General features: G+C 54.0%; 12 protein-coding genes. 9 read left to right on the top strand and 3 right to left on the bottom strand.

Going from position 1 to position 13919, the window contains the following annotated elements; translation table 11 throughout:
• The first annotated feature begins 21 nt into the window (after positions 1-21).
• From aroL to ppnP, 4 genes are all read left to right on the top strand, one after another.
• Complete coding sequence (aroL, locus tag ACS0RQ_RS21835) at positions 22-546, top strand: shikimate kinase AroL (RefSeq protein WP_041852553.1); 525 nt, start codon at positions 22-24, stop codon at positions 544-546.
• Between the two features lie 50 nt (positions 547-596).
• Positions 597-788, top strand: a complete 192-nt coding sequence (gene yaiA, locus ACS0RQ_RS21830; protein WP_041852552.1) for a protein YaiA — start codon at positions 597-599, stop codon at positions 786-788.
• A 197-nt stretch (positions 789-985) separates the two neighbouring features.
• Entirely contained in the window at positions 986-1663 is a 678-nt protein-coding gene (locus tag ACS0RQ_RS21825; RefSeq protein WP_271850698.1) for an AroM family protein, read from the top strand.
• A gap of 88 nt (positions 1664-1751) precedes the next feature.
• Positions 1752-2036, top strand: coding sequence for a pyrimidine/purine nucleoside phosphorylase (gene ppnP / locus ACS0RQ_RS21820; RefSeq protein ID WP_041852550.1), 285 nt, complete (start codon positions 1752-1754; stop codon positions 2034-2036).
• A gap of 54 nt (positions 2037-2090) precedes the next feature.
• Here ppnP and rdgC read toward each other — a convergent pair whose 3' ends face one another.
• Complete coding sequence (rdgC, locus tag ACS0RQ_RS21815) at positions 2091-3002, bottom strand: recombination-associated protein RdgC (RefSeq protein WP_079497577.1); 912 nt, start codon at positions 3000-3002, stop codon at positions 2091-2093.
• A 99-nt stretch (positions 3003-3101) separates the two neighbouring features.
• On the opposite strand from rdgC, the gene mak reads away from it, so the two are divergent.
• A complete protein-coding gene (gene mak / locus ACS0RQ_RS21810; RefSeq protein ID WP_271850699.1) occupies positions 3102-4007 on the top strand; it encodes a fructokinase in 906 nt (301 codons plus the stop codon).
• Positions 4008-4131: 124 nt separating this feature from the next.
• On the opposite strand, the gene sbcC is transcribed toward mak, so the two are convergent.
• The gene (sbcC, locus tag ACS0RQ_RS21805; protein ID WP_271850700.1) at positions 4132-7278 is read right to left on the bottom strand and encodes an exonuclease subunit SbcC; all 3147 of its coding nucleotides are present in this window, start codon (positions 7276-7278) and stop codon (positions 4132-4134) included.
• Entirely contained in the window at positions 7275-8477 is a 1203-nt protein-coding gene (gene sbcD / locus ACS0RQ_RS21800; protein ID WP_271850701.1) for an exonuclease subunit SbcD, read from the bottom strand. Before sbcD ends, sbcC begins: the two co-directional genes overlap by 4 nt.
• 195 nt (positions 8478-8672) lie before the next feature.
• Between sbcD and phoB the strand changes: the two genes are divergently transcribed.
• From phoB to proY, 4 genes are all read left to right on the top strand, one after another.
• On the top strand, positions 8673-9362 hold the full coding sequence (gene phoB / locus ACS0RQ_RS21795; protein ID WP_041852545.1) for a phosphate response regulator transcription factor PhoB: 690 nt from the start codon (positions 8673-8675) through the stop codon (positions 9360-9362).
• Positions 9363-9383: 21 nt separating this feature from the next.
• Positions 9384-10679 (top strand): phosphate regulon sensor histidine kinase PhoR, encoded by a 1296-nt coding sequence (gene phoR, locus ACS0RQ_RS21790; RefSeq protein WP_271850702.1) that lies wholly within the window; start codon positions 9384-9386, stop codon positions 10677-10679.
• Positions 10680-11087: 408 nt separating this feature from the next.
• Positions 11088-12407, top strand: a complete 1320-nt coding sequence (gene brnQ, locus ACS0RQ_RS21785; RefSeq protein WP_041852543.1) for a branched-chain amino acid transporter carrier protein BrnQ — start codon at positions 11088-11090, stop codon at positions 12405-12407.
• Positions 12408-12486: 79 nt separating this feature from the next.
• Positions 12487-13839: a proline-specific permease ProY gene (gene proY / locus ACS0RQ_RS21780; protein WP_079497574.1), complete on the top strand. Its 1353-nt coding sequence runs from the start codon at positions 12487-12489 to the stop codon at positions 13837-13839.
• Positions 13840-13919 lie beyond the last annotated feature (80 nt).

Below are 13919 nucleotides of genomic sequence, written 5' to 3'. Positions count from 1 at the left end.
TATCAGAGGGAACACCCGTTCATGACGTTACCCATTTTTTTAGTTGGCGCACGCGGTTGCGGTAAGACTACCGTTGGTCATGCGTTATCACAGTTACACCTTTGTCAGTTTGTCGATACAGACCATTGGTTGCAGGAGCAGGCGCAGATGACCGTTGCCCAGCTCGTAAGCAAAGAAGGCTGGCATGGTTTTCGTGCGCGTGAAACCGAAGCTCTGGAAGCTGTTACCGCGCCTGCGCGTGTTGTTGCCACTGGCGGCGGTATCATTCTGAGCGAATATAATCGCAAGTTTATGCGCGAGCAGGGTGTGGTGATTTATCTCTCTGCGCCTGTCCCGGTACTGGTTGATCGTCTGGAAGCGTACCCGAAAGAGAGCCAGCGTCCGACCTTGACCGGTAAGCCAGTTCGCGAAGAAGTGGGCGAAATTCTTGCGGTTCGTGATGCCCTCTACCGTGAAGCTGCACATCATGTTGTGAATGCCGCGCAAGATCTTGATTTGGTGATCGCTGAAATTCAGACTGCTCTGCGTCTGGCGCGCGCCAGCTAGCGAAACGATTGTCTATACTTAAGGCCTGACCCCGTAACTGAGGTAACGTCATGCCTGGTAAACCACCTTATCCTCGTGAAGCCCGTGTTGTTGCTGTAGAAAAAGGCACAGCCGGGCAGACCGTCACCTGGTACGAATTGCGTGCCGACCATCCTAAACCTGACTCTTTAATCAGTGAGCACCCCACTGAACAAGAAGCGCTGGATGCTAAAAAGCGGTATGAGGATCCAGATAAAAACTGATTGCCTTGAAAAAGTTCTGAAACATGAAATAAACGGGTCCTCATCACATTTTTCACTCTGGCAAGATGGATGAGGACCGTCAATAATCAGACATTACTGGCGTATTTGGGAATCTTTTAGAACCTGGAAGTTGCCTGTGCATTTAGGCTGCGTCAAAGCATTAATGAAAAAGCAGTTTTGCAAGGTGGATGAACAAGATGAGTTCAACGATGGCGATCCTCACCGTAGGGGTGGTGCCTGTTCAAACGATATTACCGTTGCTGACCGAGCATATTTCTGAACAGCAGATAACCCATTTCAGCCTGCTTGGTAAAATGGATCCCCAGGACGTCCTGACAGATTACAAAGTTGATCCGGGCGAAACGCCGCTGCCTACGCGCCTGTGCGATGGCAGTATTGCGATGGTCTCGCGCGAGAAAGTGGAGCGTGATCTGCAAAGCGTTATCGAAGTGATGGACAACCAGGGCTACGACGTTATTTTGCTGATGAGTACGGCAGATATTCGTGGGCTGAATGCGCGTAATGCCATTTTGATCGAACCACAGCGTATTATCCCGCCCCTTGTTGCCTCGATTGTTGATGGTCATCAGGTGGGGGTGATTGTGCCGATCCCTGAATTGATGGAACCACAGCAGCTAAAATGGAGCGTGCTGGAAAAGACGCCATTTTATACGCTGGCACACCCGTACGAGGCGACTGAATATCAACTGGTTTCGGCGGGAAAAGAGCTCATTGAGCAGGGTGCGGACGTATTAATGCTTGATTGCCTCGGTTTTCATCAATGGCACAGAGATTTACTTCAAAAATCATTGGATGTGCCAGTATTACTTTCTAATGTTCTGGTGGCGCGGCTCGCCTCGGAACTGCTGGTATAAGCCGTTTTACGCTGCAATTTCGCGTGACAGAAGCGAAGTCTGGCCTCTATAGTGTTTTTCCAGACATTTTCTTTATAAGGGCCAGTTCATGCTTCAAAGTAACGAATACTTTTCCGGTAAAGTGAAATCCATTGGTTTTACCAGCAGCAGTACTGGCCGCGCCAGTGTGGGCGTAATGGTGGAAGGTGAATACACCTTTGGTACCGCGCAGCCGGAAGAGATGACGGTCATTAGCGGTGCGCTTCATGTTTTGCTGCCTGGTGAAACTGAGTGGAAGACTTACTCTGCGGGTGAAGTGTTCAATGTTGCCGGCCAAAGTGAATTTCATCTGCAGGTAGCCGAGCCGACCTCTTATCTCTGCCGTTATCTGTAAAAAAACGCCCGGCTAAACCGGGCGTTCTGCTTTTTAGCGTCTGATTTTTTTGTCTTAGCGCTGAGCTTCGCCGCCGAGTCCTTCTACCAGACTGTGGATCAGCGTCGCCAGTTCACCTGTCATCAGAATAAAATCGGCATCAAAGCGCTGGGCGACATCATCGCGGTCGATATCTTCGTTCTGATCGCGGAGCTCATCACCAAATTTCAGGCGTTTAATCGATCCATCATCACATACCACAAACTGAACGCGTTGCTGCCAGTCGAGCGCCAGTTTGGTTACCACTTTGCCCGCTTCGATATGCACGGCGATCTCATCGCTGACCAGTTCCTGTTTTTTGCAGCGAATCACGCCGCCATCTTCCAGGATGGCTTTCAGTTCGGCCTCGTCGAGAAGCTGGAAGCCTTGCGCCACCGTACCGGAACGCACCCATTCCGTCAGCGTCAGTTCAATAGGGGTTTCCAGCGTCAGCGGGACAACCGGCAGAGAACCCAGGCTTTTACGCAGCAGTGCCAGCGTGTCTTCCGCTTTTTTCGCGCTGGCGCAATCCACCATAATGAGGCCATTAACGGTATCAATCCACATCATGGTCTGGCTAAAACGACTGAAGGCGCGCGGCAGCAATGAGTGCAGTACTTCGTCTTTCAGAGAATCTTTTTCGGTTTTTTTCAGCTTGCGGCCCTGGTCGGCCTCAAGACGGGAAATTTTGGCTTCCAGCGCCTGTTTAATCACCGGCGCAGGCAGGATTTTCTCTTCTTTGCGCGCGCAGATAATAATCTGACCGTTCGCAGTGTGGGTCAGCGCATCACTGTGTGAACCCATCGGTGGAACCCAGCCGGTTTTCGCCATATCCTGACTACCGCACGGGGTAAACGATAGTGGGGCAAGCTGTTTTTCCATCTCTTCCGCCCGCAGCGCTACATCGCGGCTGAGACGGTATACCATTAAATTTTTGAACCACAGCATGATATTTTCCACGGTCTAGTCGTTAATTGCAGCGGGCATGATAACCAATTGTCGCCGCGCTTGCATGTGAATGCGTTGTCCAACTATGAGGAGCATTATGTGCGTATTGGTATCGATTTAGGCGGCACAAAGACGGAAATCATTGCGCTCAGCGATAGCGGTGACGAGCTGTTTCGCCATCGTCAGCCGACACCGCGTGATTACCATCAAACCCTTGATCTGCTGGTCTCTCTGGTGGCGTTGACTGAGAAAGAAACCGGGCAAACGGGCACCGTCGGTATGGGGATCCCCGGCTCTATTTCCCCCTATACGGGCGTGGTAAAAAATGCCAACTCAACCTGGCTCAACGGTAAGCCGTTCGATAAAGATTTAAGCCAACGTTTAAACCGGGACGTTCGTCTGGCGAATGACGCTAACTGCCTGGCCGTTTCTGAGGCTGTGGATGGCGCAGCGGCCGGTGCGCAGACCGTGTTTGCGGTGATTATCGGTACAGGCTGCGGAGCGGGTCTGGCGTTTAATGGCCGCTCGCATATCGGCGGCAACGGGACGGCGGGCGAGTGGGGGCATAATCCGCTGCCGTGGATGGATGCAGATGAATTGCGTTATCGGGAAGAGGTGCCGTGCTATTGCGGCAAGCAAGGGTGCATCGAAACCTTTATCTCCGGCACGGGCTTTGGTACCGATTATCAGCGCTTAAGCGGACATACGCTTAAAGGCAATGAAATCATTCGCCTGGTGGACGCGCAGGATCCGCTTGCCGAGCTGGCGTTAAGCCGTTATGAGCTGCGTCTGGCGAAGTCGCTGGCCCACGTGGTGAATATTCTCGACCCGGATGTGATTGTGCTTGGCGGCGGGATGAGCAATGTCGAACGGTTGTATAAAACCGTGCCGAATCTGGTGAAAAACTGGGTATTCGGCGGTGAGTGTGAAACCCCGATCCGTAAAGCGCTGCACGGTGATTCCAGTGGTGTGCGTGGTGCAGCCTGGCTGTGGCCTCAGGCGTAAATTAACGATTCCCCGGCTGCGCTGTGCCAGCCGGGGCGACTAAATTGTGGTCTGGTTTTAGTCTCAAAACGAAACGTTCGCTAGCCCGGATAAGGCGCTTACTCCGCATCCGGGTATTCACAGATTACGTGTGTGGCACCGAAAATGCGCTATCCAGCTTGCTGTACCCTAGCCCGTTAATTTTCCTGACTTTAATCTGCACCGGAATACGCTCCTTCATTGCCTCAACGTGACTGATAACGCCAATGGTTTTTCCACTGGCATTCAGTGCGTCTAGCGCATCCAGGGCGGTATCCAGTGTTTCGCTGTCGAGCGTGCCGAAACCCTCATCCAGGAAGAGTGAATCGATGCGGGTTTTATGGCTCACCAGGTCCGACAGCGCCAGCGCCAGCGCCAGGCTCACAAGAAAACTTTCGCCGCCGGAAAGGGTGCGGGTATCGCGTATCGCATCGGCCTGCCAGGTATCGACGACCTCCAGCTCCAGCGCTTCGCTGACTTTGCGTTTAAGCAAGTAGCGCCCGTGCAGGCGGTTCAACTGATTGTTGGCCAGCCACACCAGGTTATCGAGAGTTAACCCCTGGGCGAATTTACGGAATTTATCCCCTTCTTTTGAGCCAATCAGCGCGTTGAGATGCCCCCAGTCGTCACAGCGCAGCGCCGCGCGTTCAATATCCAGCATCAGCGCCTGCTGGCGCTGGCGATTGTCTGCATCCTGTTTAAGTTGCTGCCGGCATTCCCCCTGGCGGGTGGTATTTTCACGCAACTGGCGGGCCAGCAACTCCAGCGCCTCACGGGATTTTTCGGCGTCCGTATCGTCAGTCAGGGCGGCAGGAGGCTGCGCGCTATGCGCCGCGAGAGCCTGTTCAGCGTTGGCCACCAGTACCTGTGCCTGTTGTTCGTCACGGTCGAGACGCTGACGAAGCTGCTCCAGGCGCGCGCGTTCGTCATCGCTCAATAGCGCAGCAAGAAAGTCCTGCCGATCGGCAAACTCACTGTTTGCCAGCGCATCGGCAAACTGTTTCTCCAGTTCAGCCAGGCGCTCCGTCTCAAGCCGTAGTTGCTGTTGCAGCGTTTGCCACTGACTGTGCAGCGACACGCAATCGTTATGTACCTGCCGCCAGTTGTCCAGAGCAACGGTTTTTATCGCCTCCGGTACTGCCTCCTCCGGCAGTGTGTCGAGAAGCGGCGTCAGTAGTGCAATCTGCTCGTGCAATGCGCTAAATGCGCTCTGTTTTTCCTGCCAGAGTTCCGCTTCCGAGGTGCGTGCTGCCAGCCATTGTGCCTCTTCACCTTCTGGCGGCAGTGTTAGCTCCAGTGGTTCCAGCATCGCGGCCAGACTGGCCCGGCGCGCCTCTGCCGCCTGCTGGTATTGCTGAACCTGCAGGCGCAACTCGTTGATCTGGCTCTGTAATGTCAAACGCTGACTCAACTGATAGAGTTGATGTTCGTAGGCATCCTGCGCGCTCAGCCAACTGGAGATGTCTTGCTGCGGCCGCAGGGTGACATTCAGCGTCAGGCACAATTCCTGCCACTCGTTGGTAAGCGTTTGCTCCTGCTCGCGAAGTGATTTCGCTTCGCGGTCGTCTTTTTCAATGCGCTCACTTATCCCCTTCAGACGTTCGCTGAGTGCCACGCCATCCTCTTTTACCTGACGGACTTCGAGATCCAGCGCATCGCGGCGGGCATGATTCACGCCGGGGACGATGGCCTGATATTCAGCAATCGCAGGGTGCGATGCCGAACCACAAAGCGGACAGGGATGACCCGGTTGCAGACGGGCGCGTTCGGTTTCCAGGCTGTGGATGCGGTCTTCCAGCTCGCAAATGGTGCGAACATCCGTCAGCAACTGGTTTTTTTCTTTATAAAGCTCACGCTTACGCGCCAGCTCGGCCGTCAGTTTTTCCTGCTCAGCTTTCAATTCGGTCAGGCTTTGCTGCCGCTGGGCGAGATGTTTTTGTAACGGAGCAAAACGTGCATGCAGGGCGGTCAGGCGTTGACGCAGCGGGCGGTTCTGCGCACAGAGCGTCATCGCTGCGCTAACCTCATCGGTTGTCATCTCCAGCGAGACGGTCATCAGATTACGTAATTTGTGTTCGTTTTGCTGAATGCGTTCCTGCAGGGCATGCCACGGCTTTTTGTCATCTTCCTGCTGGCTTAGCATCGCCCGCCAGCCGGTTAACTCGGTCTGCCAGCGCTGGAAGCGTTTGTTGTCTTCAAGCCAGAGTGACAGCGTTTTTTGAGACGCCATTAATTCCTGATGCTGGCGTGCAGCGCTGGCGCGGATCTGTGCCCGCAGCGCGAGGCTCGCCTGTAAGCGAGTATTTACTTCTTCATTCTGGCGACGACTGCTGTCCTCTGCTTTTCGCTGCTCCAGTAACCGTTCCCAGACAGGCCGCAGCAGCAGGGCCGGTTGAACCCGCGCAAGCCGCGCCAACTGAGGCTCGGCGGCAGTGCGTGCCTGTTGTGCCTGCTGCCGGGCTTTGTATGCCTGGTCGCAGGCGGCTTGTAGTTCACCGCTGCGAATAAGCCAGTTCAGTTGTGCCTGCACACTCCGCTGCCCGTCTAACAGACGCTGTTCTTCGTCAGTGAGTGCCTGCACACTTGCATTCAGGGATTCCCGCTGCTCATCGGTAAGCAGAACCACGCCTTCGGCCTGCGCCTGCAGTTTCTCCAGCTCGATTTTGGCAACTTTATGTTTTTCAAACACATCGGCAGAAATCTGCCCGTAGATTTCGGTGCCGGTCAGTTCTTCAAGCAGTTCTGCACGCTCTTTCGGTTTGGCGTTGAGAAACGCGGCGAATTGCCCCTGGGAGAGCAACATGGAGCGGGTGAAACGGCCATAATCGAGCCCGGTTAAGGCGGCGGTTAGCTCCAGTTTATCTTTTACTTTGTCGGCGAGGATCTTACCGTCTGCACAGCGGGCCAGTTCTACACGCGGAACCTGCAAATTACCGTCCGGCTGATTACGCGCACGGCTCTGGCTCCAGAATGCACGATAAGCGACCTCTTTAACTTCAAATTCGACCTCTGCCAGGCAGTCGGCGGTGTCACGTGTCATCAGATCATTCTGCGACTGTGAAACGGTATTCAGACGCGGTGTCTCGTGATAGAGCGCCAGGCAGATGGCATCCAGCAGTGTCGTTTTCCCGGCGCCGGTTGGCCCGGTGATGGCAAACAGGCCGTTACTGGCAAACGGCTCGGCGGTGAAATCAATCTTCCATTCGCCTTTTAATGAGTTCAGGTTTTTCAGGCGTAGGCTGAGGATTTTCATGCGTCATGCTCCTGATTGAGCGAGTGGAGCGTTTCGGAAAAGAGCGACTGCAGGCGGGCAATCTGGATGTCATCGAGCTTCTCCTGCGCCAGGCGACGCGCGAAAACCTCCTCCACTTTTAACTCGCTTAAGGTTTCGCTGCGCTCGCCCGCGAGGATGCGCTCCCGCTGTTCGCGGCTGCGGCGAACCAATAACACCTCGACCGGCAGATCGGCGGTAAGCGCCTGAATTTTTCGCTGCATGTCGCTCAGATAATCCTCGGTTGCGATCTCAATATCCAGCCACACGGGAGCGTCGGTTGGGCTGCCACGCCACTGCTCAAGTTGCTGACGAATCGACTCAAGATCACCCTTGATGACCGCCAGTTGCTGTGTAACAGGGACTTCCAGCGCTGTCACATCCGCCAGTTTTCCTGCTGAAAATGTCACCAGATTGACATATTTGCTGTTACCGGTTTCGTCAAAGCTCAGAGCGATAGGCGAGCCGCAGTAGCGGATATGCTCTTGCCCACCCGGCTTTTGTGGGCGGTGAATATGCCCAAGCGCGATGTAATCCGCAGGCGGGAAGTTTTGCGCGGGGAAGGCATCCAGCGTACCGATATAGATGTCACGTACGGCGTCACTCTTACTGGCACCGACGGTGGTCAGATGCCCACTGGCGATTATCGGCAGCACGCTGTCGCCGCGTAATTCGCAGGCGGCCTGATACTGTTGCTGGTAGTAATCGGTAATGGCTTGCAGCAAATGAAGCTGTTTTTCTTGCCCGGAGAGTCCCGCCTGGCTGGTCATGATGTCGCGTGGACGCAAAAAAGGCACCGGGCAGAAAACCGCACCGGGCGAACCGTCACGCAACGGTAAATAAAAAGGCGCGCTGCCTGCGCTGGCAACAACGGTTGTCTTCAGCCACGCAAGAATATCTTTCGATTCATTAAGGGTGGCTACTGAATCATGATTGCCTGCCAGCACAACCAGATGACAACCCGTCTGCTGTAATTTTACCACAAAACGGTTGTACAGCTCGCGCGCATAGCTGGGTGGGGAGCCGGTATCAAAGATGTCACCCGCGACAATAATGGCGTCGACCAGGTGCTCCTCAGCGGTGACCAGCAGCCAGGTGAGGAAAGCGTCGTGTTCGGCGGCGCGGCTTTTACTGTAGAAGTTCTGACCCAGGTGCCAGTCCGAAGTATGAAGGATGCGCATAGCGGTTCCGTGGCAAAAAAGCGTAAACGCGATTATAACATTCAGGGGCACACGAGCCGCCAGTGAAAGAATTTCCCACTGTCATAAAACAAAGGCTTGGGTCACCTGTTGGTCATTTGTTTCATAAATCTGTCACAAAAGTGACGCATAATGGCGCCGCACTTAGCTGATGACTTAATTTAAACAGGGCAAATTATGGCAAGACGCATTCTGGTCGTAGAAGACGAAGCGCCAATCCGTGAGATGGTGTGTTTCGTGCTCGAACAAAACGGCTTTCAACCTGTCGAAGCGGAAGATTATGACAGCGCGGTGAACCAACTTAATGAACCCTGGCCCGATCTAATTTTGCTCGACTGGATGCTGCCAGGTGGCTCAGGTATTCAGTTCATTAAACATCTCAAGCGTGAAGCGATGACCCGTGATATCCCGGTGATGATGTTGACCGCCCGTGGTGAAGAAGAAGACCGCGTGCGCGGACTTGAGACGGGCGCGGACGATTATATTACTAAGCCGTTTTCGCCCAAGGAACTGGTGGCACGTATTAAAGCTGTCATGCGTCGTATCTCGCCGATGGCGGTAGAAGAAGTCATTGAAATGCAGGGGTTGAGCCTTGATCCGAGCTCTCACCGTGTGATGACCGGTGAAAATCCTCTGGACATGGGGCCGACGGAGTTTAAGCTACTGCATTTCTTTATGACGCATCCTGAGCGTGTGTATAGCCGCGAACAGCTGCTGAACCATGTCTGGGGAACGAATGTGTATGTTGAAGACCGCACGGTGGATGTGCATATTCGCCGGTTGCGTAAAGCGCTGGAACACAGCGGCCACGATCGTATGGTTCAAACCGTTCGCGGCACGGGTTATCGTTTCTCGACCCGTTTCTAAAATCTGAAAGGAGTGTGACGCGTGCTGGAACGGCTGTCATGGAAAAGGCTGGTACTCGAACTCATCCTTTGTTGTCTACCCGCTGCACTGCTCGGCGCTTTATTTGGTTATCTGCCCTGGTTTTTACTGGTGGCAGTCACCGGGTTACTGGCCTGGCATTTCTGGAATTTAATGCGTCTTTCCTGGTGGTTGTGGGTCGATAAAAGTATGACGCCGCCGCCGGGCACGGGAAGCTGGGAACCCCTGCTTTATGGTCTGCACCAGATGCAGATGCGTAATAAAAAACGCCGTCGTGAGCTGGGTAATCTGATCAAACGTTTTCGTAGCGGCGCGGAGTCGCTACCTGATGCGTTAGTGATGATCACCGAAGAGGGGACGATGTTTTGGTGTAATGGCCTGGCACAGCAATTGCTGAATCTACGCTGGCCGGACGATAACGGACAAAACATTCTCAACCTGCTGCGTTATCCGGAATTTACCCGCTACCTTAAAACGAAAGATTTCACCCGCCCGCTTAATCTGGTGCTTAACAATGGTCGTCATCTGGAGATCCGCGTGATGCCCTACAGCGAGCAGCAGTTATTGATGGTGGCGCGTGACGTCACGCAAATGCATCAGCTTGAAGGGGCCCGGCGTAACTTTTTTGCCAACGTCAGCCATGAGCTACGCACACCGCTGACGGTATTGCAGGGCTATCTGGAAATGATGCAGGAGCAGACGCTGGAAGGGCCGCCGCGTGACAAGGCGCTGCACACCATGCGTGAGCAGACATCGCGAATGGAAGGTCTGGTTAAACAGTTACTGACATTATCCAAAATAGAAGCGGCGCCGACGTTACCGCCAAATGAAACTATTGATGTGCCGATGATGCTGCGTGTTGTGGAGCGCGAGGCGCAGACGTTAAGCCAAAAGAAGCATGAGCTTGAATTCGTGGTCGACAACGACCTGAAAGTGCTGGGGAATGAGGATCAGCTACGCAGCGCGATTTCCAATCTGGTCTATAACGCCGTGAACCATACGCCAGCGGGAACACACATTACCGTGCGCTGGCAGCGTGCGATCTCTGGCGCGCAGTTTATCGTTGAAGATAATGGGCCGGGGATTGGGCCTGAACATATTCCTCGCCTGACAGAGCGCTTTTACCGCGTTGATAAAGCCCGCTCCCGGCAAACCGGTGGTAGCGGTTTGGGGCTGGCTATCGTAAAACACGCGCTTAACCATCACGAAAGTAAGCTCGAAATCGACAGTACGCCGGGTAAAGGCACCCGTTTCAGCTTTACATTGCCCGCACGTCTCGTCGTGAAGAACGCAAGCTGACACCTGAGGTGTCAGTTTTTCTTTCCACTTCTGTCATAGACCCGCTTTTCACACTTCGTTTTTCCCGAATCTTCAAACAGATTATGTCTCTGACTATTTTTTGTTCGCATGATTAGCCATCCGTTTTTCTTATATACAGTATCTTCATCTGGCATTTATTGTAGAGTTGGTATAACCATCTGGTTTTGCGATCCCTTATTGCCTTTAAACGTTATAAGCGTTTAAATTGCGCCCCGTATGTCGTCAGACCGACTGTATTTGCGTGATAAATCGAAAAACTATTCTCCGTCACGCAGCGCGGGAAGTGTTTCCCGCTACGTTTAAAGGTTATTTCCGCCGTAATGTTCCGCTGAAATAAGGCGAAAATTTCAACACTTACAACATCACATCCACAGGCAGTAAACGTTTATGACCCATCATTTAAAACCACGAGACATTGTTGCTCTGGGCTTTATGACTTTCGCGTTGTTCGTCGGCGCCGGAAATATCATCTTCCCTCCGATGGTTGGTTTGCAGGCGGGCGAGCACGTCTGGACTGCCTCAATTGGCTTTCTGATTACCGCTGTGGGCCTGCCGGTGCTGACGGTCGTCGCGCTGGCGAAAGTGGGCGGAGGGGTGGATAGCCTCAGCACGCCGATTGGTAAAGTAGCCGGCGTACTGCTGGCCACCGTCTGCTATCTTGCCGTGGGGCCGCTGTTTGCCACGCCGCGTACCGCGACGGTATCGTTTGAGGTGGGGATTGCGCCGCTGACCGGTGAAGGTTCTTTGCCGCTGCTGATTTACAGCATTATCTATTTTGCACTGGTCATTCTGGTGTCGCTCTATCCGGGCAAATTGCTGGATACCGTCGGGAATTTTCTCGCACCGCTGAAAATTATCGCGCTGATCGTTCTCTCTGTTGCCGCTATCATCTGGCCAGCCGGTCCGATTAGCCATGCGATGGATGCCTACCAGCATGCGGCGTTCTCGAACGGTTTTGTGAATGGCTATCTCACCATGGACACGCTGGGCGCGATGGTGTTCGGCATCGTTATCGTTAATGCGGCACGTTCACGTGGCGTAACAGAAGCCCGCTTGCTGACCCGCTATACCGTCTGGGCTGGCCTGATGGCCGGCGTCGGTCTGACGCTGCTCTATCTGGCGCTGTTCCGTCTGGGTTCTGATAGCTCGACGCTGGTGGATCAGTCTGCCAATGGTGCTGCGATTTTGCATGCATATGTTGCCCATACCTTTGGTGGCGCTGGCAGCCTCCTGTTGGCTGCGCTGATTTTTATCGCCTGCCTGGTTACGGCGGTGGGGCTGACCTGCGCCTGCGCGGAGTTCTTCTCGCAATATCTGCCGCTCTCTTACCGTGCGCTGGTGTTTATCCTGGGGATCTTCTCCATGGCGGTGTCGAATCTGGGGCTGAGTCATCTGATTCAAATCTCTATTCCGGTGCTGACAATGATCTATCCGCCGTGTATCGCACTTGTGGTGTTAAGCTTTACGCGCTCCTGGTGGCATAATTCGACCCGCGTAATTGCACCGGCGATGTTCATCAGTCTGGCCTTTGGCGTACTGGACGGTATCAAAGCATCTGCATTTAGCGATATGCTTCCGGCCTGGACTCAACGTCTACCGCTGGCAGAGCAGGGGCTGGCCTGGTTGATGCCAACAGTGGTGATGGTGGCTCTGGCTGTGTGCTGGGATCGTGCCGCCGGGCGTCAGGTGACATCCAGCGCCCATTAATTGCGCAATAAGGTTTACTAACCACGGGACGTAAAGTCCCGTGGTTTTTTGTTTTTTTTAGATCCTGGAACAGGAAACCATGGAAAGTACGAACAAACTAAAGCGAGGTCTTAGTACCCGGCACATTCGCTTTATGGCCCTGGGGTCGGCGATTGGCACCGGGCTGTTTTACGGTTCCGCCGATGCCATCAAAATGGCCGGGCCAAGCGTATTGCTGGCCTATATCATCGGTGGTGTGGCGGCGTATATCATCATGCGCGCGCTGGGCGAGATGTCAGTACACAACCCGTCCGCCAGTTCATTTTCCCGCTATGCGCAGGAAAACCTCGGGCCGTTGGCCGGTTATATCACCGGCTGGACCTATTGTTTCGAAATCCTGATTGTGGCGATTGCCGATGTGACCGCCTTTGGCATTTACATGGGTGTCTGGTTTCCCGCCGTACCACACTGGATCTGGGTGCTCAGCGTGGTGCTGATCATCTGTGCCATCAACCTGATGAGCGTGAAAGTCTTTGGTGAGCTGGAGTTTTGGTTCTCTTTCTTCAAAGTCGCTACCATCATCATCATGATTGTCGCTGGTTTTGGCATCATCATCTGGGGGATTGGCAACGGCGGCCAGCCTACCGGTATCAGTAACCTGTGGACCAACGGCGGTTTCTTTAGTAACGGCTGGTTGGGGATGGTGATGTCGCTGCAAATGGTGATGTTCGCCTACGGCGGTATTGAAATCATCGGCATCACCGCCGGGGAAGCGAAAGACCCTGAGAAATCTATTCCGCGTGCAATCAACTCCGTGCCGATGCGTATCCTGGTGTTCTACGTGGGCACGCTGTTTGTCATCATGTCTATCTACCCGTGGAACCAGGTGGGGACCGACGGTAGCCCCTTCGTGCTGACCTTCCAGCATATGGGGATCACTTTCGCGGCCAGCATTCTTAACTTCGTCGTACTGACAGCCTCATTGTCGGCGATTAACTCCGATGTGTTTGGCGTGGGGCGTATGCTGCACGGTATGGCGGAGCAGGGCAGTGCGCCCAAAGTGTTTGCCAAAACGTCCCGTCGCGGCATTCCGTGGGTCACGGTAATGGTGATGACCATCGCGCTGCTGTTTGCGGTTTACCTCAATTACATCATGCCGGAAAACGTCTTCCTGGTGATTGCTTCGCTGGCGACATTCGCCACCGTGTGGGTATGGATCATGATCCTGCTGTCGCAAATTGCCTTCCGTCGTCGTTTGTCGCCGCAGGAAGTGAATGCTCTGAAATTCAAAGTCCCGGGCGGCGTTGCCACCACGGTGGCTGGCCTGGTTTTTCTGGTCTTTATTATCGCCCTGATTGGCTGGCACCCGGACACGCGCATTTCGCTGTATGTGGGTTTCGCGTGGATTGTTCTGCTACTGATTGGCTGGATGTTTAAACGCCAGAAAGCATAATTCTCTGATGCCCGGTAATGTCAGATTACCGGGCAAACACTGCGTTAACACTCTTCCTTCATCTTCCACCTTACCGCGCC

Origin of the sequence: Phytobacter diazotrophicus (genome assembly GCF_052061655.1) — a bacterium.
GTDB lineage: Bacteria > Pseudomonadota > Gammaproteobacteria > Enterobacterales > Enterobacteriaceae > Phytobacter > Phytobacter diazotrophicus.
Note: the sequence above shows the minus strand (reverse complement) of the source record. Positions and strands in the feature narration are given on the sequence as shown.

Excerpts from the sequence above, each read along its gene's own strand:
- rdgC (WP_079497577.1), bottom strand. The coding sequence starts at position 3,002 with ATGCTGTGGTTCAAAAATTTAATGGTATACCGTCTCAGCCGCGATGTA.
- ppnP (WP_041852550.1), top strand. The coding sequence starts at position 1,752 with ATGCTTCAAAGTAACGAATACTTTTCCGGTAAAGTGAAATCCATTGGT.
- sbcD (WP_271850701.1), bottom strand. The coding sequence starts at position 8,477 with ATGCGCATCCTTCATACTTCGGACTGGCACCTGGGTCAGAACTTCTAC.
- yaiA (WP_041852552.1), top strand. The coding sequence starts at position 597 with ATGCCTGGTAAACCACCTTATCCTCGTGAAGCCCGTGTTGTTGCTGTA.
- sbcC (WP_271850700.1), bottom strand. The coding sequence starts at position 7,278 with ATGAAAATCCTCAGCCTACGCCTGAAAAACCTGAACTCATTAAAAGGC.
- phoB (WP_041852545.1), top strand. The coding sequence starts at position 8,673 with ATGGCAAGACGCATTCTGGTCGTAGAAGACGAAGCGCCAATCCGTGAG.
- aroL (WP_041852553.1), top strand. The coding sequence starts at position 22 with ATGACGTTACCCATTTTTTTAGTTGGCGCACGCGGTTGCGGTAAGACT.
- proY (WP_079497574.1), top strand. The coding sequence starts at position 12,487 with ATGGAAAGTACGAACAAACTAAAGCGAGGTCTTAGTACCCGGCACATT.
- ACS0RQ_RS21825 (WP_271850698.1), top strand. The coding sequence starts at position 986 with ATGAGTTCAACGATGGCGATCCTCACCGTAGGGGTGGTGCCTGTTCAA.
- brnQ (WP_041852543.1), top strand. The coding sequence starts at position 11,088 with ATGACCCATCATTTAAAACCACGAGACATTGTTGCTCTGGGCTTTATG.